Origin of the sequence: Paenibacillus validus NBRC 15382 (genome assembly GCF_004000985.1) — a bacterium.
Lineage (GTDB): Bacteria > Bacillota > Bacilli > Paenibacillales > NBRC-103111 > Paenibacillus_G > Paenibacillus_G validus.
In genome coordinates this window covers 29,242-50,928 of sequence record NZ_BIMH01000038.1, presented here as the reverse complement: position 1 = coordinate 50,928, position 21,687 = coordinate 29,242, and the positions used below count along the sequence as shown (strand labels likewise).

The following is a 21,687-nucleotide window of genomic DNA, read 5'->3' as shown; positions in this document are numbered from 1 at the left end:
TTATTAAGAGGACCGTATTCAGCTTGAGAACCTGTACCAATCCACTTCGTGCAGTTTAAGGACTTTGCCAATCGTAACGTTTCGAGGCTGTAAAGGACATTATTCATCTGTTGAATAGAGTTTCTTTCTAGATTGCTAACTCCATCCCAAGCTAGGTGAAAAAAACACCTGAAATTTAAATCTAAATTGGAAAGCTGTTTATACCATCCACTAACATCATTTAAATTCCCCGGGACTAATATAATATTCTTATGATTAGACAAACGCTCTAAACTACTTTCTTTTCGGGTAATAACAGCAACCTTATATTCCTTTTTCAATAAACTTTTTACCAGCCAGGAACCAATGAAGCCCGTAGCCCCTGTAACTATAACAGCTTTGCTTGTCATAGTACCTCCAATAGAGATACTATGCTCTTAGGAGGGTTAGGAAGTGCATTCACATGTTTTGATATTTCATCCATGTATCCATAGCTAAATACGATTAGAGTATCAACCGGCTGTTCTGACAGAAAGGTTGTCGGAACAACGGGAATGTTCGTTTTAGGTGTAAACTTCCCATGAAAATTATGATTTTGATCGCACAAATATTTCAAGTATTTCGCATTATTTAAAGCAGCTAATGTCATAACTCCGCGGCCACCTGCCCCATAGCCGGCAATTTTTTTATTTGCTTTAATTTCTTGTTCAATAAAAAGATCCAGCTCTTTTATCCCGGTTTCTAATCGATTGGAGAAGCTATTGAGATCGTCCAATGTTTGATGTACACCTTGAGTTTCAGATTCATAAGTAATTTTTGAATTTTCGTTAGCCGCAACGATCAGCAGTGAATTTCCTCTTCTGCTTTGAAGAGGAACTAAATTATCTGTAATTAGCTTATAGCCACAGCGTTTTAGTAGTTGTTCCATTGTTTTCAACGATAAATAAACGGAATGTTCATGCTCAAATAAGCAATATTCTCGCTTAGCTATGATTTGATCTAAGTCGTGAACTTCGATAATGAGCAATCCGTTATCAGGGTTTAATATGTCTTTTACGGATAATAAAAAATCAACCGGATTTGGAATATGGTCAAAAGTATAAGTTAAAAGAATGACGTCAGCACTTGAAAATTCTTTGGGGATATACTTACTTGCATCGTTATCAAAAAGGCCCGTATATACCGGAACTCCACGTTGCCTACTAATCTCCGTTAACAGCTCTGACGGTTCAAAACCAAATACATTTGCGCCCAATTTTTTATATTCTAAAAGCTGACTGCCATCACCAGAACCTACTTCAACTACTTTCAACCCTGGCTTTAGGTTAAACTTATCTATCGTATTTGTAGCAAGCTGCTGCATAAATTGATTCGCAAAACCGGATTTTGTAACTGTATATGAATATTCTTTATAGTATGATCCGTAATCAATATCATGAAGTGTCTGACTAACTTGGCAGTCCAAACACACATAAATGTTGATATCATGTAAAAAAACCTCTTTGTTGACCTGCTTTCTAAGATCATCTGTCATAGGCATTTGAGGTAAATGTACCCACTTCTTTAAATTCGTACTCTTACATACCCTACAACTATCTCTATAACTTACAAAAACATCAGACATCTCTAATTCACTCCCGAATTTAGTTCGTCTTATTTCTTCCCATCAAATATTCATTTATTTGGCTCAGTGTATAGGTATGCATGTCTTTACCTTCAATCCAAGCTGTTGTCCAATTAACCACTTTATCTAAGGCTTTGTCTATCTCCCAAACAGGTGTCCAGTCAAGAATAATAGATGCCTTAGAACAGTCTAACTTTAAATTAGTTGCTTCATGTAATTCTATATCATTTTGAATTTCAAAGCTGCCGGATCCCCATTTTTCAGAAAGCTTTCTAACTACGTTCTCAACAGAAATAACATCAGAATCTCTTGGACCGAAATTCCAGGCTCCTGAGTATTTATGATCATCTTTATATAATTTCTCCGCTAACAATAAGTATCCGAATAATGGTTCCAATACGTGCTGCCACGGCCTAACTGCATGTGGTTTTCTAATAATAATTTTGGTTCCCTTTATTAATGCCTTTATAGAATCGGGAATCAATCTGTCGGTTGACCAGTCTCCCCCACCTATCACATTTCCGGCACGAACGGTCGCTACCCCTATACCTCTCTCTGCAAAGAAAGATTTTCTGTACGAAGTTGTAATAAGATCCGAACAAGCTTTACTTGCCGAGTATGGATCATGTCCACCTAGAGCGTCTACTTCCCTATAACCCCAAACCCACTCTTTATTCTCATAACACTTGTCAGTGGTTACATTAAGAATAACTTTTAAATGATTACTAGTCTTTAGGATCTCCAATAAATTCACGGTTCCCATAATATTTACACTATAGGTTTCCAGGGTATTAATATACGATTCACGAACAAGGGGTTGTGCCGCCATATGAATCACAACCTCAGGTTCAAATGACTGTATTGTATTTCTCAACAAATCATTGTCTGCTATATCCCCAATTACAGTTGGTATCAGAGCATTTAATCTACAGACGTTAAACATATTCGGTTCTGCCGCAGGTTGTTTCGAATAACCCATGACGTCAGCCCCTAATGAAAGGAGCAAAATCGAGAGCCATGAGCCCTTAAAGCCAGTATGGCCTGTAACTAATACCCGTCTTCCATTCCAAAATTGTTTGTCTAGCATTTGTCCCTCTCACCATCCCTACCATAATTTCCAAGGGGCTTGGTTTGAACTCCATAACTCTTCAAGTTTTATCTTGTCTCTTAAAGTATCCATGGGCTGCCAAAACCCATTGTGTCTGTAAGCAGATAATTGACCGCTGGAGGATAACTTTTCCAACGGGTCTTGTTCCCATACGGTCATGTCATTAGGAATAAGATCCAGTACCTCTGGTTCAAGAACAAAGTAACCTCCATTAATCCATGCACCGTCACCTTTCGGCTTTTCCTGAAAACTTGTAATTTTGTTTTCACTGAAATCAAGTGCCCCAAATCGGCCTGGGGGTTGCACGGCTGTTAAGGTTGCCAATGTAGCTTGTTTTTTATGGAAATGTATTAAATCACTTATATTAACATTTGATAATCCATCTCCATAAGTAAAACAGAAAGTTTCGTCTCCGATAAACTTCTTAACTTTCTTAAGACGCCCACCTGTCATAGACTGTTCTCCGGTATCAACCAAAGTGACTTTCCATGGTTCTGAATTATTCTGAAGGACTTCCATACGATTATTTTTCATATCAAATGTAACGTCAGACATATGCAAAAAATAATTTGCGAAATATTCTTTAATTAGATATCCCTTGTAACCAAGACAAATAATAAAATCATTTATCCCGTAATAAGAATAAATCTTTAAGATATGCCATAGTATAGGCTTTCCGCCTACTTCCACCATGGGCTTGGGACGAACGGATGTCTCCTCACTTATTCTGGTTCCCAGTCCTCCAGCTAAAATGACTGCCTTCATAATCATCCCCCAAAATTAACCGATTATATTAATACTTCCGTAAGGAGCCAGTCTCTTAATAAATTTTGCGGAATAGAGCTATTCTCTTGTGGCATTGGTTTAGAAACGATGTTGCCACTGCCCCATTGCTTTCCGGCAAAAAGCGAAGGAATGATATACATCTCTGCTTTTTCAAGGGCAATTCTTGACTCATCTTCCGTCATTAATTCCTCATACATCTTTTCCCCTGGCCGCAGGCCGATTTCATTGATTTTAATATCATGTACGGGAAGATTGTTTTTCGCACATAGTTCTTCTATCATTACAGTTACTAAATCAGACAACTTTACTACAGGCATTTTTAAAACAAACACCTCTCCGCCACTAGCTAATGCATTAGCTTCAAGCAGTAACGAGATGGCTTGAGAGGGAGTCATCATATATCGAACCATATTTAAGTCCGTTACAGTAACACATCTGTTCTCAAGAATTTGTTTTTTAAATAAAGGGATAACCGATCCTCTAGATCCCATCACATTCCCAAATCTCACCGATGAGAAGACCGTTGATTTAGGGCCTTTTTGATACTCTGCAGCGGATATTAATCGCTCTGCAGTTAATTTGGTCGCACCATAAGTATTAGTTGGAGATATAGCCTTATCCGAGCTGGTAAACAGTACTTTCTTTACGCCAGACTGCATGGCCGCCTGTATAACATTCTGCGTTCCAATCACATTGGTTTGAACAGCCTCAAACGGATTATATTCACAGGCCGGCACATGCTTCATCGCGGCAAGATGAAACACGTAATCAATATCTTCCATCGCCCGTAAAATTCTTTGATAATCCCTAACATCTCCAATTAGAAACCGCAGCTTTTCTTGTTGATCCTGAAAATCAATATTCATTTGATACTGCTTGAATTCATCACGGCTAAAAATACGAATTACCTTCGGATTGTCTTGTAATAACCGCCTAGTCAGATGATAGCCTATCGTTCCTGTACCGCCGATGATAAGTATTTTTTTATTATGATAGATCATACTGCCGCTCCATATTGATTCAATAGATTTTCCGTGACTTCGTTAAACATCGGTGTTACTTCTCGAACATCTTCTAAACATCCGTCTAGATAAGGCTTAAATAGTTCAGCGATGGCTTTGGCTTTAATCACTTTACTTTTCTCTAACCGTACCGCCTTAGCCTCGAGCGCCCTTATTAATAAGTCGTTCTGAAGTCGGTTCATTGGCTTTACGATAGTATTGTAAAAAGCGTTATTCTCCAAATCCTTTATTAGCAATTCGAAATTTTCCAGTTTTCTATCTAATTTATTGGGAGAAGACAATATGTACGTGCTTTTTAGAGTCTTCGTAACAGCCACAAGAGATTCTAAAATTTCGCCAACCCGCTCATGCTGTTGAACCATATATTGCACTCTCTCTACTACGAGTTGAAGCGAATAACTTTGTTTATTTTGATACCAATCCGTCACAACCTGCTTATGCTGCAATCGTTCCTTTACCAGCTCATCGATCGTGATAAAGGTGGTTCCCTCAATATGGGCCCCGCCTTTTGTCGTATTATAAATATTAGTCATGCCATGCAATCTGATTACCGATTCCATATGAGTTCTCATTCGATCAAAGCCAGGACTAGTATAAATATCATTACCGTGTACGTCTTTAATCAATTTAGCATTCGCTAACTCTTCTTCTGTCAAACTTGACGGTCTGTATTCGTAACCGATACCCTTGGAATAAAACTGATCTCCTTTGTACGCCAAATTTTGTCCAGCTAGAATAATCGGGTTACACCCTAATTTGTGAAGCAGTTCTAAAGCTACTACTGCAATCGTTGGTGCATCCGACACTTGCTCTAATGGCCTGCCATCGTTTCGATTAAGAAAAACCGTGGCCAAAGTATCCTGACTCGTAATCATATGAGCTAGCGGGCCAGGATAATGTTCGAGAGTTTCATATCCTACACTGCTTCCGTAAAACAACGGTATCGAGGTAATTTGATGTTTCCTTACATCCTCAAAAACATTGAGGTTCCACGGCATCGGATCATATGTACACGCTGCATCCGGGTATATACCATGTCCGATTAACGCTTTTATGGCTGATCCTACGCTAAATATATAAGCGAGACCGTTCTCCCTAATATAACGTATTGTAGGAATATCCTCTTCTAAGGATGGACCCGCCGCTACAACAATAGCCGGCTTATCCTTAAACTTATCTTTAAAATCTTGAATAATGTTGGGGGTTTTTATAGTGTAAGGCAGATTTTTTAGGCAATTCACGGTCCATCGCTTTTCAAACCTGAAATCGGCTGAAAAAGAAAACATTTGAAGATTTAAAGCTTCTCTAAACTGATTAACAAAGCTCATATAACGGACTGGATTTAGTTGCTCATAGCTTGGCAAAGTTACAAGCAACGTCTTACCGCTTACACTAGAAACGAAATCTCGTATAAATATGCTTTGGTCCTGCTCGTCTCTAGCAATATAAACTTTGCGCAGGCGTTTAATCGGTAAGTCTGCAAGAGACTTTTGAGACAGATATAGACGAAAAACTTCAAATTCAGGCTCATATAAAGTAAACGTTAAGTGAGGAAATTTCTTTAACAGCAAATCAACATGGTACCCCAACCCTACTCCATAGAAAAAAACATGCTCAAATTCGTCCAGTTGCTCAAATTGTTTGATAAACTGTTCTGATTCATTTAGCGGATTGTATTTGCTGTGTAAATAAATGGACCGCCCATTAGCACCATATACAACTGTATTTATTCCATTTTTTGCGGATTCCAGATGAAACGAACCTTCATTCTCGGAAGGCTCTTGAAGTTTAGCAATTGCCCCGTAGAAATTTTCTTCCAGCCACTTCATGTTCTTAGTTAAGATCATCACGCACAACCTCTTGATCAATAATCATGCTTATTTGAAAATGTAAAGATTCGTATCGGGGCAAAATCTCATGGGTTAAAATATCGCCAACCAGTGTCCAATCCCCATGTTCCATCGCTTGTTCCAAATCAACTAAAAAAGGGTGAGTTTCAAAAAAAGTTTGTTTGCATTGATCCCAACCAATCGGCAGGTGACAAGAAATCGTTATGTTCTCTAGCATGCGCTGTATCCATTCAAACCCTTCAGACCATTGCTGAAACAGTGTCCAGGTATCTTCCGAAGGCTCTCGGTAGAACTGCGACGACATTTGCTTTAGAGCCGGATTTGCCCGCATTAAATATTGCTCTGTAGAGAGCAATAAATTATCCCTGATTTCTTTTCTGGTAGCAACCATAGGTTTAATCGTACTATACCGGCCAACTTCTTCTTCTAAGTGTTGTATGTAATCGTCAAATATTTCTTTATCGTCAATTTTTATCCCATACAAGACCAAGTTTCTTTCTGCTAGGAGGCGGTCCATATCTTGGAATAATGCTTTAAGGGATCCCGCCTTTGAGTCATAATTAATACTCAACTCCTGAAATATCAGTTCCAACATGACTCCCCCATAAATGTCTTTTATCGTCGTTTTATATCAAATTTTGCAATGCTCGATGCTACTATTATCGGATTTTTGAAAACAAAATGTTAGAGGTATTATCCGGAATATAAAAAGAGATCCTAGCCATACTAGGATCTCTTTGGTAATAATTTTCATTAGCCCAACAATTGCAGAACGCCTTGTGGTTGTTGGTTCGCTTGTGCCAACATAGCTTGAGCCGCTTGCGTAAGGATGTTGTTCTTCGTGAAGTCCATCATCTCTTTCGCCATGTCTACATCGCGAATACGGGATTCGGATGCCGTCAAGTTCTCGGATGCCGTTCCCAAGTTATTGATCGTGTGCTCCAGACGGTTTTGCATAGCTCCCAATTTGGAACGCTCTGCAGATACCTTCTGCGTAGCTTCGTCAATCGCTTTGATGGCTACGTTAGCTCTATCTTGCTTATCAATTTTCAGGTCTTTCACACCAAGTGCAGTCGAGCCCATATCATTAACAGACAAGGAGACATTCTCATCCGTGTTCGAACCGATGTGGAACAGCAAGCTGCCGTCTTTTACTTGCTTGTCGTATGCACCGGAAGTTTCCGTGAAGGAAGACAATGCTTTAGTAGCTGCCGAATTGATGTTGCCGCTGCTGTCCTTGACAGTAAGAGTCAACCCGTGGATGGCATTGGCAAGACCTGTGTTGGAAGTAAGGGAGATGTTACTATTGCTATCAACAGCAACCGTAGCGCCGCTCAGTGTTGTTCCGAGTGTATTAAAGGTATCCAAACCAGTGAGGGTCGCAGTGTGGAAAGTACCGCTGGAAACCCAGGATACTTGAATGGTGCTGCCGCCGCTGATTCCCAGGGACTTACCGTTGACATCTGTCAACGCACTGAATGCAGTGGTGGCCGCTATCGCAGAAGCACCACCGCTAATAGCTGTGTTTGCAGATACATTACCGCCGGAAGCCGCATGCCTAGAAGCCAATTTACCGTCCAGCAGACTCTTCGTGTTGAACTGTGTGGTGTCACGGATACGGTCGATCTCTTTAGTCAACTGATCCATTTCGTTTTGAAGGTTTTTACGGTCTTGGTCCGTGTTCGTATCGGAGGAGGATTGAACAGCAAGTTCACGCATACGTTGCAGAATGCTGTGAGTCTCGTTCAATGCGCCCTCAGCCGTTTGGATCAAGGAGATACCGTCTTGAGCGTTGCGGCTAGCCTGGTCCAAACCGCGGATTTGGCCGCGCATTTTCTCGGAGATGGCAAGACCTGCTGCGTCGTCGCCGGCACGGTTAATACGAAGACCGGAAGACAGCTTCTCCAAAGATTTGTTAGCGCCAACCGTGTTCGTACCCAATTGACGATGTGTGTTCAATGCTGCAATGTTGTGGTTAATTCTCATTTCATTCTTCCTCCCTGAAGGTAAGTTTCATCCACATCCATGTGGAATCTATGTGCCTATTGATAAGGTCGGCCGCCCTCTCAAAATTAGGCCCTACGTATTATATCGGAGGTCGATTTTAAAATGTTAATAGCAATTTAGAAAAAATTTGTTGATGAATGTAAAACCTTGTTACTGGTCCCGCTTCTTGAAGAGCGCGCTCAAAGCGTCTAAGTTCACAGCACTTTTGGATGCTTCTTCGTTGGATTGCTTAATTGCTAAGTGCACCTCTTTACGGTATACCTGAATGTGTTTTGGTGCTCTTATCCCGACTCGAACGGATTCCCCCTCGGTACCAAGGATAACAAGCTCGATTTGGTCCCCGATCATGATGGACTCTCCCTTTTTACGCGAAAGCACTAGCACGGTTCATCACCTCTTTTGGCAGTTATTCCGAAACAGCTAATTCAAATAGCTTATGCTTGGTTGTATACACCGTATCGTGAAGAACCACCTGTTTAGCAAGCATTTTCTTCGTATTAATCACGATGGGAGCAAGCAGATTGGCCGTCGCCTCCTCCAATTTATCTTGAACCGAAACAATGGATTTAATGGCCAAAACCTCCGGGCTGTCAATCTCAATCTCCTCTTGAACACCTCGAGGAACCTCAAATTCATAGCTTTTAAAAAATACAAACGGGTCTGCCAATATAAAATGAAGCTCTTGATCTTCGATCGATTGCAGATAAGAAAAAGGTACACTCGGATCGGGTTCAATAATCGTAAACTTCTCATGATCTTCAAATCCCGGAATGCCGCCCGGAAAGCGAATGATCTGATCGTCACGAATTTCGATCTCTCCAAATAAGACTGTTTCCACCTTGACCAATGCTACGCATCTCCTGTTCTTTCTGAATTTCATCTTCCGTATAAACGAAAAAGCCATAGAACCAATGTCTACAGCTTTATTATGCGCTAGAAAGGATAGGATTACATTCTCTCATCCAGCCGAGGAGGTATAATCTCAACGCTTGGATACTGTGCAAGATAAATATCCAGTTTCCCTCTATAATAATTGTACTCCGGACGATTAGGATGCGTCTCTATGTTTACAGACCCTTCGCTGGTCTCAATCTCTAACGGTCCTGCATCGTATTTTACATCGACGTTGTCGAAAGAAGCTTCGCCCATGATTTTAAATTCAAAAAAATCAAACGCTTGATTACGGGCGATATCTGCAAATGCGTTTGCAGGATTAGTAATCTGCGCCATTCGGTTGCCATCCGCTACAATCTTCGCAATTCCTTGTAAAGCAATGCCCTTGGATTGACTGTATATCCGATTCATGACCGTAAGAAAGGGCCCATGTCCGACGGCGTCAAAAGCCCTGCTTTGTTCAATCGAGAGCTTCCCCTCACCCGCACGAATATCTTGCTTCGGACGAGAAGTGGTAATCTCCAAGGAGGCACGCGGCTGCCTCATATGCTGCCGTCCCAAATCGGCATCGATACCCAGCTTTCCGTATTCCTGCCTAATTTGAATTCTGGGAATATCCACCAATAGCCCCCCTAGCGAAGGAAATCCACCAAGCTGGTACTAATGATTTTCGACCCTACCGATAATGAGGCTTGATACACATTTTCATCTGTTTTTAAGTTCGTGATCACCTCGGCTATGTCCGCATCTTCGGTTTTCGACTGGAGCGTCTGAAGATTCGTATTGATATCTTGAATTCGAGCCTGGGCAAGCTCAATCCGGTTCAGCTTCGCTCCCACATCCGCTCTAGCCTCGAGGAATACATCCATACGGGTATCCAAGCGGCCTAAAGCATTCTCAATACCGGGAATGCTGCCATCCTCCAGCGACTTCGAAAGATCGTCCAACACGCGGAAAAGGTTATCGTTATTTTGCTTAACCGGATCGTTCGGATCATACGGTTCGCCAAACACTTTGTTACCCGGCATATTCGCCGCAATTCGAACGCCTACGCCAATCTCGAACTTGATTTCACCGTGGTCCACGGTAGCTCCCGCCGCAGTCGCTTCTTCATAAGGCGCCTTATCGGTCAACTGGCCGTTAAATACGTACTTGCCATTAAACTCGCTGTTTCCGATGTTAACTAGCTGGGCTCTCAATTGGTCGATTTCGCTCTTGATCGCGTTCAGAGCCTGTTGAGGGTTCGTCCCGGTAGCCGCTTTGACCGTCAACTCCCGAGCCCTCTGCAGCACCTCTCCGGACTGAGCCAGCATCGTGTCCGTATATTCAAGCCAGGACACCGCTGCATCGACATTAGTCTCATACTGATCGTTCGCCGAAAGCTCGCTTCGATAACGAAGAGAGAAAGTAATACCGACCGGATCATCCGAGGCTTTATTAATTTGACGTCCGGTTGATAGCTGATTCTGATGATTATTGATACGGGTCAAGTTGGTATTAATGTTGCGAAGCAGTTGATTATTTAACATCCCTTGGGTTACCCGAGTAGTCATGAGTGATCCTCCCCCTTGTTACTTATTAACGGCCGACCACACCCATGCCATTAATCACTTTATCGAGCATTTCATCAAATGTCGTAAGGGAACGCGCCGCGGCGCTGTATGCATGTTGATATTTGATCATATTCGCCATTTCTTCGTCCAACGAAACACCGCTGACCGCTTGCCTGCGCGATTCAACCTGATCAACGAGAATCTGCTGATTTGCTGCCTGACGCGTAGCCTCCTGACTCTGAACGCCCAGCTCGCCGACAATCGATCGGTAAAATTCATCAAATGTCCCGTCGGTCAGCACCGGCCTTCCGGTAGCGCTCGGGTCAAAGTTGATACGCTTGGTGCGCATATTAGCCAAAAGAAGGGCCATATCGTTGTTGCCTTTGACCACTGTTTCTTGACCTGCATCAAGGTAGGTCCGTGCCGAGGACGAAATATTGGCAACGTCATTCAAAATGACGGAATTAATCGTAACGCTCTCCGCATTAAATTCGGTATATCCAGGCTTAAGCGCAAAGAAAGCCGTACCGGATTTCAAAGGTGAATTTCCCCCGTAACCGAGTTGATGAAGACCGTTAAATCCGTTGACAATCACATCCACGTTATCCCCAAGCGTACGGTCTGCAATCAACCCCGTATATATTTTAGGCGTCGTTGTGCCATCCGGGTTTACGATGTTCAGCGTGGTTCCTTCCGGAACGACCATATCTTTGGGCAAGGTCACTTTGACTTCGCCTTCAACAAGTACCTTAAGCATACTGTCCAGTTGAAATTGATAATTGGAAACATAGTAATCACGGGATTGAATCATCCCGTTCACTTCGCCCGAGTTCAAATCTCCCGACACGGCCGCAGCCTCCAAGGACTCTCTTGTAAATGTGGTCGACACTTGGTTGCCGCTTACCAGTTGCAAATTTCCAAGCCTGACGTTATAGCCTCTGTCTTCTTCGGTATAAGAGACATTCATAATTTTTGAGAGATTGTCCATCAGCAGATCACGTTGATCGCGAAGGTCGTTAGCGTCGTTACCCAGGCCCTCAATCCGGTAAATTTCATCGTTCAGACGTGAAACCTGCGTTAGAATCTGGTTCGCCTCGCTTGCTTTCACTTCGATGTTCTGCGTCAGGTCACCGGACAAATCCTTCAATTGACGAGACATATGGTTGAAAGCGTCCGTCATGGCAAGCGCCCGCTCTTTCACAAGCACGCGAGCGGTCGTATTTTCCGGCGTCTTGCTCAATTCCTGCCATGCATTCCAGAAACCTTCAATCGTTTGGCGTATCCCGGTGTCCGAAGGCTCGTTAATAATCGCCTCCAGCTTCTCAAGCGTATCCTTCCGGATGGACCAATCGCCTAAATTTTTATTCTCATTATGAAACTGATCGTCCAAAAATCGTTCCCTAACCCTCTTGATGTGGTCGAATTCCACACCTTGTCCCATTTGCCCAGGCACATTACTGCGCATGAGACCCGGGTATTCGATCGGACGCGAAGCTACCATATTGACCACTTGCCGGGAATATCCCTTCGTATTCGCATTCGCAATATTATGACCCGTGGTCGTCAAAGCCGCCTGCTGTGTAAACAAGCTGCGCTTTGCAATTTCAATCCCGCCAAAGGTAGAACGCATGAAATGAAACCCCTTTCGCTACCGCGTCTTATGCTCTTGTATCAAAAAGTCCAGGACGTTTATAGCCGGAAGGCTGATGCTGTGGCCTGTGATACAGGACATCATCTTCCGGCGGGCCTACGATAAGGTCCAAAGAATAGTTGACGAACGCCAGCGAGTGCTCAATCAATTGCTGATTCAACTGATTTTGCTCTCTTAATTTTCGAATCGTATTCAACAATTGCCTCTGGGCCTCGATCAGCTTTTTCTTATCCTCGGCATCAAAGATGATCTTGGTAAGATCGCTTACGGTTACACGCTTGTTAGGCTTAAAACTCTTCTCGATCATGAACTGGCCTATCGCCTCTACCCGGTCCGCGTCAAGCTCTCCGATCTGCTTGATCCATTTATTTTCTTTCGTGACGATTTGCGTTAAAGCCTCAACGTCATTTTGGATTAGCGCAGCTTTCTTCAATTCCGCTAATTCCAGCAAGGAGAGATGGACATCGTTCAGTGCCGCCATAATTCGTATCAAAGCCTCAAATGCCATGCTCATCACCCTCGTTGTTTATCACTTAAGAAATGGAAATATTTTCTCCGCAAGCGTCCGCGCATCGACATGATACGTCCCTGACGACACCGAATTTGTCAAAGCTTCAATCTTCTCTCTCGAAGCCGGGCTCGCCCCCCGCGTCTCCAGAAGCTCCTTCGCTTCGCTCGAAATTTCCACCTGATCTTTCTTCTTGCCTATCCTCTGGCCTGTCGAGGCCTGCTGCGATTCTTGGTTCTTCTTATATTGATTAACTGCGCCGACCGGGTTACTACCATTGATTTTCATCAATATCACCTCATTCACATTCCATACAAATAATAAAACCCACCAGTAAAAGCTTTATTACTTTTATCGGTGGGGGGAGATGAAAAGTTTATATGTGATTGACAATTCCTTATTGATGCCGCTCGTGTAATCGATCCTTAATATTGAAGGTTACTTTGCCCTCCTGCTTTTCTTTCTTTCGCTGATCGTCTTCCATCATATTGCTCGCATCCTTCGCCAGCCGCGTACGGCAGGAATCGCAAATGGTATGATCTTTTATAGCTGTCCCGCAAACCTCACAGCTGTACGACATATTCGGGTTATTCTTAATGGAGATACGGCCCTCACGGATGAACTTCGTGATTTGCTTTACCGGTACCTCCGTTGCTTCGCTCAATTCATGGATCGTGCATGTCCGATATTCACGGAGATATTTCAAACATTTCTCATACTGGCTTTCAATATCCTTGATGCAGTTCGGACATAGGCCGTGCATGTTTTTCACATATATTTTACCGCACCGGTAACAGTTTGCCACATTCAGACTCATGACATACCTCCTTGTCTATAAGCCAACCTCTATACCCCTAGTTTAGCTCAAACAATGGGACAATGCACTTCCTTTTTTCGAAAAAGTGGTAAGATTCACACATGTCTTATCTGGCAAAAGCAAGACCAAATACCTGCACGGGCAAGGACTTGCGAATGACCCGGGCACACTCGTTCAAGGTGCTTCCGGTCGTATATACATCGTCTACAATGTAGAGGTGCGTACGCTGCGTGCAAGTGTACGAGAGCAGTTGACTGACCGCCTCCGGAATCAACTCAAACACTCCCTGCATATCGTCCAACCGGTCCGCTCTGCCCTTAAAGCTTTGCTTCGCGGTATGGCGGGTACGACGGAGTAGAGGAAGCACCGGAATGCCGGTCAAGCGGCTTACTTCGACAGCCATTTGCTCAGCCTGATTGAATCCCCGCTCCCCGTAACGCTCCTCGCTTAGTGGAACGAAGGTCATATAGGCTTGATCGGGCTTTGGCCAAGCCTCTTGCTCGAGCGCGAGCCGATGCAGATGATACGCGTGGACCAGCATATTTCCGAGCACGTGTTTGAGCGATTCTTTGCCACGGTACTTGTACAGCGCCAGCCATGATTTCATCTGTTCGTCATAACGAACGCAGCTGCGGTTTTGCACGAAGTACGTCTCCTCCCGCCTTGTGCAGTCCGGGCAGCGCTCGTGCCGGCCGCAGCGCGCACACTGTACGTTTCGTATCCATGGGATTGCCGCCTCGCAGGACCGGCACACCTGCAGCTGCGCCGAGACGCTCCCTTTACTCGCATTGCCGCATACCAAGCAAGTTCGCGCGCGCGGAGCGAGCTGCCCTTCCATACCTCGCACCCATCGTTTCCATAAAGAAAACCATCGTTCTTTCCACGGTTGAATGATGTCCAGATCCTCCTCCTAACGCCCTAGTCGATATATCCTCTTTTTCGAGCTAGCGCATTCATCTCCTTAATCTGCTTGACGGCCTGAACCTGAGATCTGGTCTTCTCCTCAGCGGCAAAATAAACGAATCCGTTCGGGTCCTGCGCAGAGCGTCCCGCTCTACCGGCCATCTGGACCAGCGAAGCGGCATCGAACATGGAAGACCCGGCCTCCAGAATAAACACATCGGATTTCGGAATCGTCACGCCTCGCTCCAGAATGGTCGTCGTCACCAGCAGCCGGATGGCCCCGGAACGGAAGGAGACCACCTTCTCCGCGCGCTCAGCATCCCTCGAGGACGTCCCCTCTATTCCATAACCCGGGAACGCACTACGAAGCAAGGTAACAAAGGAATCAACCGTTTTGATATTCGGCACAAACACAAACACTTGCGCGCCTCGAGTCAGAGACCTCTGAATCGCCGATTGTAAACGTGCCGGCAGCCGCTGTTCCTGCAGCAATCGCTTTATCGGAGAACATCGGAGCAATACCGGTTCGGGCAGCGGGCGCCTATGGTATCTTGCAGGTACCCGGGCATGCGGCAGGAGGCCTGCGCGCACCTGCTGCTGCAGCGCCTCGGGAGGTGTGGCGGATAGCAAGATAAAGGATCCGCCCGGCGAGCATACTTGTTCCACCGCATAGAGCAGCATAGGATTGTTGTGATATGGAAAAGCATCGATCTCGTCCACGATAACCAGATCGAAAGCTTCCTTAAACCGCATCATCTGATGCGTCGTCGCCAAGGTAAGCTCGCCTCGCTCCCAGCGCTGCTCACTGCCGCCGTACAGCGTGACGACACGAATGTGCGGGAATGCCTTCTCCAACCGCGGCTTCAGCTCCAGAACGACATCCCTCCGCGGCGTCACGACCGCCACCTTGCCGTGCGATTCGACTGTGTACTGGATCATCGGAAATATCATTTCGGTTTTTCCCGCCCCGGTGACCGCCCAAATTAAAAACCGGCCCATACCCGTTTTTTCACTGGTAAGGGATTTATTTGCTTTCAAAAAACTCAATGCTTCCTCCGATGCGGCAGCTTGTATCGGGCTTAGCCCCCATGATTCAAGGTAAGCGGTATTAGACTTCAACTGTAGCGGACCCTTACTAACCTCGCGTTTCATTCCGGTCGCTCGAATGCCCTGAACCAGCGGGCTGCAAGAGCGAACCCTGCCCATCGTCAAACAGCCCTCGCAATACGGACAATCGGCCCCGCACGACGGACAGCCCGACCATACAACAAGCCCCGCTTCCTCAGGCTTCCCCTGTATGCCTGTGCTCCCGCACCGCAGGCAGCGAGCCTGCGCCCTACGCCAATCGGCTAGTCCCAGGGCGTGACGAACGATCCCTGCCTGTATACCCGGGTGGAGCGCCAACCGCTTTTGCAGCCATGCCAGTTGGAGCAAATAGGGTAAGCCTGCATGAGACTCTGCTTGCCCCCAGGACTTCTCTTTCAGAAGCGCCTCCAGCTCCTCCAGCAATAAGCTTCTTCCTTCGACCCCCTGGGCTAAAGCCGACACTAGACGATCCGTTTCGATCCAAGCTGTTTTGGTCACCTCATCGCTTGCTTGCGGACGCCAAGACCAAAGTCTCCAGTGGTCCGTAGCGGAAGCCTTCCAACCTAACCCGGCGGCTGCCCGCCGCAACGCGGCCAAGTCGTCCCCCCTCCGTCCGTTCAAGCTCTTCACAAGAGCGTAGGCTTGTCCGAATGACAAAGACGGTTCCAGCACACGCAGACGAAAATCTCGAGCGTGTACCCGAACCGAATGATCCCGATCCGCCCGCAGTTCCAAAGAAACGTGCCAGGACTTCTCTTTCGCACTATCCAGCAAATAGACGAATGCTTTCATGCTACTCCTTTATCCGATGATCACATATATTTGAAGGCGGTTTCTAAACCATCTGCTTGATTAAGCTGGACAATCACAATCTGCTCATGCTCGTGCTTCAACATCCACTCGTCCCAATTGTCTTCCACACGCGTATGAATGTTCAGATGATGTTCTTTGCTTAACCGCTCGGCAATAGCGATCGTCTCGTCCGTAGATCCTTCGTCGGCAAGTGTCACCTCGATCGATTTACCCTTTATCCAGGAGAACAAATGCAGTGACCTCAAATACCACTCAATATCGCGTCCGTTATTCCTCGTTCGGAGCACATAATGCGTGATGCGATGGCTTCCGTGCCGCTTCCAACGCCAGTGAAGCGTATGGATGATTGCGATTCCCGCAGCGTAAAAGCCCATGATCCAAACCAAGCCTATCATCATAGCGGCTCCCTCCCTTAAGAGCAGTATATGCCGCTTCCATAAGGTTGGTGCCTTGGGAATCTAAATAAAGACTGCTGTCGTCCGGCAGCTTACAGGGTTACCCAGCCGTTCTTAATAGCGATAATGACCGCTTGCGTCCGATCATCGACTTCCATCTTTTGCAGAATACTGCTTACATGGTTTTTTACCGTCTTTTCGCTTATGTAAAGAAACTCGCCGATCATCTTATTGCTCTTGCCTTCCGCCATAAGACGAAGCACTTCCGCTTCGCGGCGCGTCAGCGGGCTATTGTCCATATGTACATATTTCACGCCGGCTTCCTTGGCCGCGTTACTGGTACCGGAGACGCCTTGCTCGTCCAAGTAAGTCATTCGGCGCAGTTGATTGATCAGCTTGCCTGTCACTTTGGGGTGAATGTAGGCATGTCCCGCGACAACCGAGCGAATCGCGTTAATGAGCGACTCTGCTTCCATGTCCTTCAGCAAATAACCGGAAGCTCCCTTACGAAGCGTCTCAAACACATAGCTTTCGTCATCATGAATGGAGAGAATGATCACCTTAATATCGGGAAAAATATCTTTCAGCTTCTCCGTTGCGACGACGCCATTCTCGACCGGCATGTTGATGTCCATCAGGACGATGTCCGGGTGAAGCGTATTGCATAATTCCAGAACCTGAATACCGTCTCCGCACTCGCCGACGACTTCCAAATCGCTCTCCATATTTAAAATCCGCTTAACTCCCTCGCGAAACAACTGATGGTCATCCGCAAGAACCAGCTTTATCGGGCGCTTGACATTGCCCATGATATCCATAATTCTTACTCCTCTCTGGAATCCGATTTAATTGGTATGACCATGGAAACTTTCGTTCCTACGCCCACCGTCGATTCAATATCCATTCTGCCTTCGAGAAGCTCTACGCGTTCCCGCATGCCCATCAATCCGTAGTGTGTGCCATTGGCAATCTTCTTATCTATGTTTTCGGTCGAAAAGCCCATGCCGTTGTCACTCACCGTCAATTTGACCATTTGCTGTTGGAAGGTCAGCTCGAGCGTCACATGAGTAGCCTGTGCGTGCTTGTGGACATTAGAGAACGTCTCCTGCACGAGTCGATAGATCGCAACCTCCATGCCCGAAGGCAGACGAATTTCTTTACCCACCATTTCGAACTTGGTACGTATTTTCGCTTTCTCTTCGTAATCCTGGACGAATTTACGAAGCGTCGGCACGAGGCCTAAATCGTCAAGCGCCATGGGGCGGAGGTTGAAGATGATTTTCCGAACCTCTTCAATTCCGCTCCGCACGCTTAGCTTCAGATCGCTTAATTCATTTTTTACCGCGTTATAGGCTTCCTTGGCCAACATCCGCTCGGTAATTTCCGTACGAAGCACCATGTTAGCCATATTTTGCGCCAGGCCGTCATGAATTTCCCGGGCAATGCGCTTACGTTCTTCTTCCTGTGCCAATATAATTTTCAAGCCCAATAGTTGGCGGTTCTTGGCGGATTCCAATATGCGCGTCACCTGGTTCAGGTCTCCTGACAAATACTCCAGAACGACGCCGAATTGAGACACTAACGTTTCCGCCCGCTCCAATTGTTTATCTACATTCTTGATTCGCTTCTGCAAATCATCGCGGCGATGTTTTAAATGCAGTTCCTTTTCCCTATGAATAGCCAATTGGGCCTGGAGTTGAGTAGCCGCTTCGTACGCGGCGCGAATATCTTCTTCATTGAATCGTTTGAAATCGCGGCTGACTTCCGTCAATCGGACGCGGGACCGCCGGTAATCGACCTCAAAACGATCCACCGTGTCGATCATCTTCTTCGTTTCTTCAATGACAAGCTGTAGCTCATTGTTAAGCGCTTCGCGTTCAGCCCGGACACTCTCACAAATCTCAAATATCTGGTACTTGCTGTTCTCCATCACATTAATGGCATTCTTGATGACGCGGTCAAAGACGTCGACTTGCATCCGGACAGTGCTCCTTCGCCATTTTTCTCGTTCGTTCTAGCAATATAGTACCATAATCACGAAAGAATGTGAGAGCTTGAAGCACTAATTATTGCATCGTGATTTGCTGAGTCTTAGCGTCCCAAGTCACCTTCCAGCCCAAATTCTCGGATAAAATCCGGAGTGGAACCATAGTTATATCACTTTTAATGACAGGCGCTACCTCGGCTGTGATGCGCTGACCGTTGACAAGCAAGTCTTTCTGATCGATCCATAGGTCGATCATCTTGGTTCCCCGGATGACCGTAACTTTGCGTTCCTTCTCGTCCCAACGAACCGTACCGCCCAGCGCATCCGTTACGAAACGAATCGGAATCAATGTATTTCCTTCCGTAATATAGGGCGCCTGCTCCAAAGTCAGGCTTTTCCCGTTCACCGTAACCGCCTTCTTGTTAATCGTCAACCCTACCGAATTTTGTGCCGGCTGCTGGACGCTGCCGCGATAAGTAAAGGCGATATCGTCGATTCCGATACTGCCTTTCGCCGCCCGTTCGTCCTGTCCGATTTCTTCATTAACCAAATACAAGCTTTTCACACGAATCGGATAATTCATTTTATATTCGGATAAGTCGGCTGTCAACTGCTTCCAGCCTTTCCAGTTAATATTGCGCGCCAAATCGACGTAATGGATTTTTCCGCTGTTATCGAGAATTTCGGCCCGCAGCCAGTTTAAGCTCTCGTCACCGTTCACTTTTACCTTCAGCATTTGCGGCTGACCTTCAATGAGCACTCCGGTATCCAGCGTCGCATAAGCCCATTTGTTGCCTGTCCCCTGCGTAAAATCATACTGCAGCTCGAGGTACTTATTATTCGTCTCGCTCGGCTTGATCTGTACGGACGCTTTAACTTCCGCGGGCTTCTGATCGGACATCGTCATGACAGCAAAATTGTCGAGGTCATACCAGGTTTTGTCGATCCCGACCGGAATTGTCGCCATTGTGCTATAACCGTCATAACGGGCGATCAGTTGAGCGCCAGTGCTGCCGTTGAGGCTTTCAACCGTCAGTTTCCCGTTAGCCGCCTGACCTTTAATGCCGAGAACCTCCCACTCGATGAGTTCCGCCGGAATCTCCCTCGTTTTGCCCGAGACGGTTGTCGCGACTACGGGGATTTTATAAGTCTCGCCTTCGGACAAAGCCAAGCTATCGGTCATGATCTTCATACTGGCGATTTGGTTCCTTCCGGCAACCTCCACGTCAGCCGTAAAGCTTGCTTGGCCGGATACGGCGGTTACTTTAGCCATACCCGCCTTGGTCGGTGTAAATACATTTTCTTTAAAGGTGCCCCTCTGATCGGCGACGCTCCACTGGGCGGTCATCGTACCCGCTTCCATCGGGTTGTAGTATTCGTCGTAAGCTTTGGTGCTAAGCGGCGAATGTTCCCCGAGGAACAATACGTTAGGGGCTTGGACGAATAAACCTTTTACTTGCCCCTTAGGGGCAATGGAGTAGACGCCTACACCATTCACAACTTTCCGTTGAATGCCGGTTTCCGTCTTGTTGACAAGCACCGGCTCGAATTCGCCGAGCGGTCTGGCGACCATTTGCGTAGAGCCGCCGCCGTCGAGATTCAATCCCTTCCATACGCCGACCTGAATCATAAACTGCTGCAGCTCGGTCATACTCAAGCCCTTGCTTTCGCCGCTGTAATCGGCTGTAATGAGATAAGCCGTTTTCTCGTCCTTCGAGTACCCGATCGCCGTTCGGGAACGGGTGCAGCACAAGCTAGCCACTTCACGCGAGAACTTTGCGGGCTGGCCGCCGTCCACCAGAATCGTGTGGCCACCGATCATCATTTTGAACTTGGTCACGTCGTACTTCGTATTCGGGTCCTGAGCAAGCACTTCATAGTCCGCCTTTATCGGATCTCCTACCTTCAGGTGGGCACGCACAAACTCGGCCGCTTTGCCCGATGCGCGCAAAATATACCCGTCTTGGGGAGCAATCATATTCACAACGCCGTTCTCCGGGATCTGCGTGATGATGCCGTTCTGCACCAGCACTTCGGTCGGATAAGTCACTCCGTCGTTGGAGCGGTCCACCTGCCCCCAGGCATTCGTGTACATGAAGAGGCCGTCGATATGACTATGCTCCCCGCCCGGCTCAAACCAGTAATACGTCTTATTAATCCCGCCAAGCGGATAGCTCGCTCCATCTTTCGCTATGATGTTTCCTTTAAAAGTAATTAAGTCCACAATCGGTTTATTGTTCTGATCGAGGGCGAATGTGTAAAAGCCCGGTAAATACGGCGGAGTCGCCATAAGCTGTCCGTTACTTATTTGCGGGCCCATCGGCACCCCTTCAGCCTGCGTGTTATAGAAATCTCCGTTCACCCCGGCTACGGCTTTCGTCTCTATAGCCATTCCGAGCACGGTCTGCTTTTTCGTAAACTGATTGTTGGTACCCGTCATCACATCCAATTTGACGTTCGAATTCGTCAAGTCCACTTCCACTACATTCGCGTTCACTTTTACGTCCTTATTGTTACGGGTCGTCTGCCAAGTGTATTTTTTCAATATAGCGCCTGACGTTAAAATTTCCTGGTTCACCATCGTTAGAACAGGTTGGCTTTGTGCAAAGGCAGCGGTTGTCGCTGACCAAGATGATAGGATAACGCTAGCTGCTAGTACGACATACGACAACTTTCGCCACTTCTTGTGCAAAATCACGCTATT

Annotated in this window: 22 protein-coding genes; all 22 read right to left on the bottom strand. The window is 46.1% G+C overall.

Annotated features, from left to right (window positions below; genetic code table 11):
• On the bottom strand, nucleotides 1-389 hold a 389-nt coding region (locus PVA01S_RS20070; protein WP_127609061.1), incomplete at its 3' end, for an NAD-dependent epimerase/dehydratase family protein.
• Nucleotides 386-1,603: a class I SAM-dependent methyltransferase gene (locus PVA01S_RS20065; protein ID WP_127609060.1), complete on the bottom strand. Its 1,218-nt coding sequence runs from the start codon at nucleotides 1,601-1,603 to the stop codon at nucleotides 386-388. The genes PVA01S_RS20070 and PVA01S_RS20065, both read right to left, overlap by 4 nt.
• Before the next feature lie 19 nt (nucleotides 1,604-1,622).
• Nucleotides 1,623-2,690: a CDP-glucose 4,6-dehydratase gene (gene rfbG / locus PVA01S_RS20060; protein ID WP_127609059.1), complete on the bottom strand. Its 1,068-nt coding sequence runs from the start codon at nucleotides 2,688-2,690 to the stop codon at nucleotides 1,623-1,625.
• A gap of 18 nt (nucleotides 2,691-2,708) precedes the next feature.
• On the bottom strand, nucleotides 2,709-3,476 hold the full coding sequence (gene rfbF / locus PVA01S_RS20055; protein ID WP_127609058.1) for a glucose-1-phosphate cytidylyltransferase: 768 nt from the start codon (nucleotides 3,474-3,476) through the stop codon (nucleotides 2,709-2,711).
• A gap of 23 nt (nucleotides 3,477-3,499) precedes the next feature.
• Nucleotides 3,500-4,498: a UDP-N-acetylglucosamine 4,6-dehydratase family protein gene (locus PVA01S_RS20050; RefSeq protein ID WP_127609057.1), complete on the bottom strand. Its 999-nt coding sequence runs from the start codon at nucleotides 4,496-4,498 to the stop codon at nucleotides 3,500-3,502.
• On the bottom strand, nucleotides 4,495-6,366 hold the full coding sequence (locus tag PVA01S_RS20045) for a motility associated factor glycosyltransferase family protein (protein ID WP_127609056.1): 1,872 nt from the start codon (nucleotides 6,364-6,366) through the stop codon (nucleotides 4,495-4,497). The genes PVA01S_RS20050 and PVA01S_RS20045 overlap by 4 nt, the downstream gene beginning before the upstream one ends.
• Nucleotides 6,353-6,964 carry a DUF8042 domain-containing protein gene (locus PVA01S_RS20040; protein ID WP_127609055.1) on the bottom strand — a complete coding sequence of 204 codons (612 nt, stop codon included), beginning with the start codon at nucleotides 6,962-6,964 and terminating at the stop codon, nucleotides 6,353-6,355. Before PVA01S_RS20040 ends, PVA01S_RS20045 begins: the two co-directional genes overlap by 14 nt.
• 158 nt (nucleotides 6,965-7,122) lie before the next feature.
• Nucleotides 7,123-8,355 (bottom strand): flagellin N-terminal helical domain-containing protein, encoded by a 1,233-nt coding sequence (locus PVA01S_RS20035; protein ID WP_127609054.1) that lies wholly within the window; start codon nucleotides 8,353-8,355, stop codon nucleotides 7,123-7,125.
• Between the two features lie 171 nt (nucleotides 8,356-8,526).
• Nucleotides 8,527-8,754 carry a carbon storage regulator CsrA gene (csrA, locus tag PVA01S_RS20030; protein ID WP_397375737.1) on the bottom strand — a complete coding sequence of 76 codons (228 nt, stop codon included), beginning with the start codon at nucleotides 8,752-8,754 and terminating at the stop codon, nucleotides 8,527-8,529.
• A gap of 28 nt (nucleotides 8,755-8,782) precedes the next feature.
• Complete coding sequence (gene fliW / locus PVA01S_RS20025) at nucleotides 8,783-9,214, bottom strand: flagellar assembly protein FliW (protein WP_236595743.1); 432 nt, start codon at nucleotides 9,212-9,214, stop codon at nucleotides 8,783-8,785.
• Nucleotides 9,215-9,324: 110 nt separating this feature from the next.
• Nucleotides 9,325-9,891, bottom strand: a complete 567-nt coding sequence (locus PVA01S_RS20020; RefSeq protein WP_244932998.1) for a DUF6470 family protein — start codon at nucleotides 9,889-9,891, stop codon at nucleotides 9,325-9,327.
• A gap of 11 nt (nucleotides 9,892-9,902) precedes the next feature.
• A complete protein-coding gene (gene flgL, locus PVA01S_RS20015) occupies nucleotides 9,903-10,823 on the bottom strand; it encodes a flagellar hook-associated protein FlgL (protein ID WP_127609052.1) in 921 nt (306 codons plus the stop codon).
• A gap of 25 nt (nucleotides 10,824-10,848) precedes the next feature.
• Nucleotides 10,849-12,453 (bottom strand): flagellar hook-associated protein FlgK, encoded by a 1,605-nt coding sequence (flgK, locus tag PVA01S_RS20010; protein WP_127609051.1) that lies wholly within the window; start codon nucleotides 12,451-12,453, stop codon nucleotides 10,849-10,851.
• 28 nt (nucleotides 12,454-12,481) lie between these two features.
• The gene (locus PVA01S_RS20005) at nucleotides 12,482-12,982 is read right to left on the bottom strand and encodes a flagellar protein FlgN (protein ID WP_127609050.1); all 501 of its coding nucleotides are present in this window, start codon (nucleotides 12,980-12,982) and stop codon (nucleotides 12,482-12,484) included.
• A 21-nt stretch (nucleotides 12,983-13,003) separates the two neighbouring features.
• Nucleotides 13,004-13,270, bottom strand: coding sequence for a flagellar biosynthesis anti-sigma factor FlgM (gene flgM / locus PVA01S_RS20000; RefSeq protein WP_054796328.1), 267 nt, complete (start codon nucleotides 13,268-13,270; stop codon nucleotides 13,004-13,006).
• Between the two features lie 109 nt (nucleotides 13,271-13,379).
• A complete protein-coding gene (locus PVA01S_RS19995) occupies nucleotides 13,380-13,799 on the bottom strand; it encodes a hypothetical protein (protein WP_054796305.1) in 420 nt (139 codons plus the stop codon).
• A 106-nt stretch (nucleotides 13,800-13,905) separates the two neighbouring features.
• The gene (locus PVA01S_RS19990; RefSeq protein ID WP_127609049.1) at nucleotides 13,906-14,637 is read right to left on the bottom strand and encodes a ComF family protein; all 732 of its coding nucleotides are present in this window, start codon (nucleotides 14,635-14,637) and stop codon (nucleotides 13,906-13,908) included.
• 80 nt (nucleotides 14,638-14,717) lie between these two features.
• Nucleotides 14,718-16,580 (bottom strand): ATP-dependent helicase ComFA, encoded by a 1,863-nt coding sequence (locus PVA01S_RS19985; protein ID WP_127609048.1) that lies wholly within the window; start codon nucleotides 16,578-16,580, stop codon nucleotides 14,718-14,720.
• Nucleotides 16,581-16,600: 20 nt separating this feature from the next.
• On the bottom strand, nucleotides 16,601-16,999 hold the full coding sequence (locus PVA01S_RS19980; RefSeq protein WP_054796301.1) for a glycosyltransferase family A protein: 399 nt from the start codon (nucleotides 16,997-16,999) through the stop codon (nucleotides 16,601-16,603).
• Between the two features lie 89 nt (nucleotides 17,000-17,088).
• A complete protein-coding gene (locus tag PVA01S_RS19975; protein WP_127609047.1) occupies nucleotides 17,089-17,814 on the bottom strand; it encodes a response regulator in 726 nt (241 codons plus the stop codon).
• A gap of 5 nt (nucleotides 17,815-17,819) precedes the next feature.
• Nucleotides 17,820-18,974, bottom strand: coding sequence for a sensor histidine kinase (locus PVA01S_RS19970; protein ID WP_127609046.1), 1,155 nt, complete (start codon nucleotides 18,972-18,974; stop codon nucleotides 17,820-17,822).
• Nucleotides 18,975-19,062: 88 nt separating this feature from the next.
• Nucleotides 19,063-21,681 carry a stalk domain-containing protein gene (locus PVA01S_RS19965; protein WP_127609045.1) on the bottom strand — a complete coding sequence of 873 codons (2,619 nt, stop codon included), beginning with the start codon at nucleotides 21,679-21,681 and terminating at the stop codon, nucleotides 19,063-19,065.
• Nucleotides 21,682-21,687: the final 6 nt, after the last annotated feature.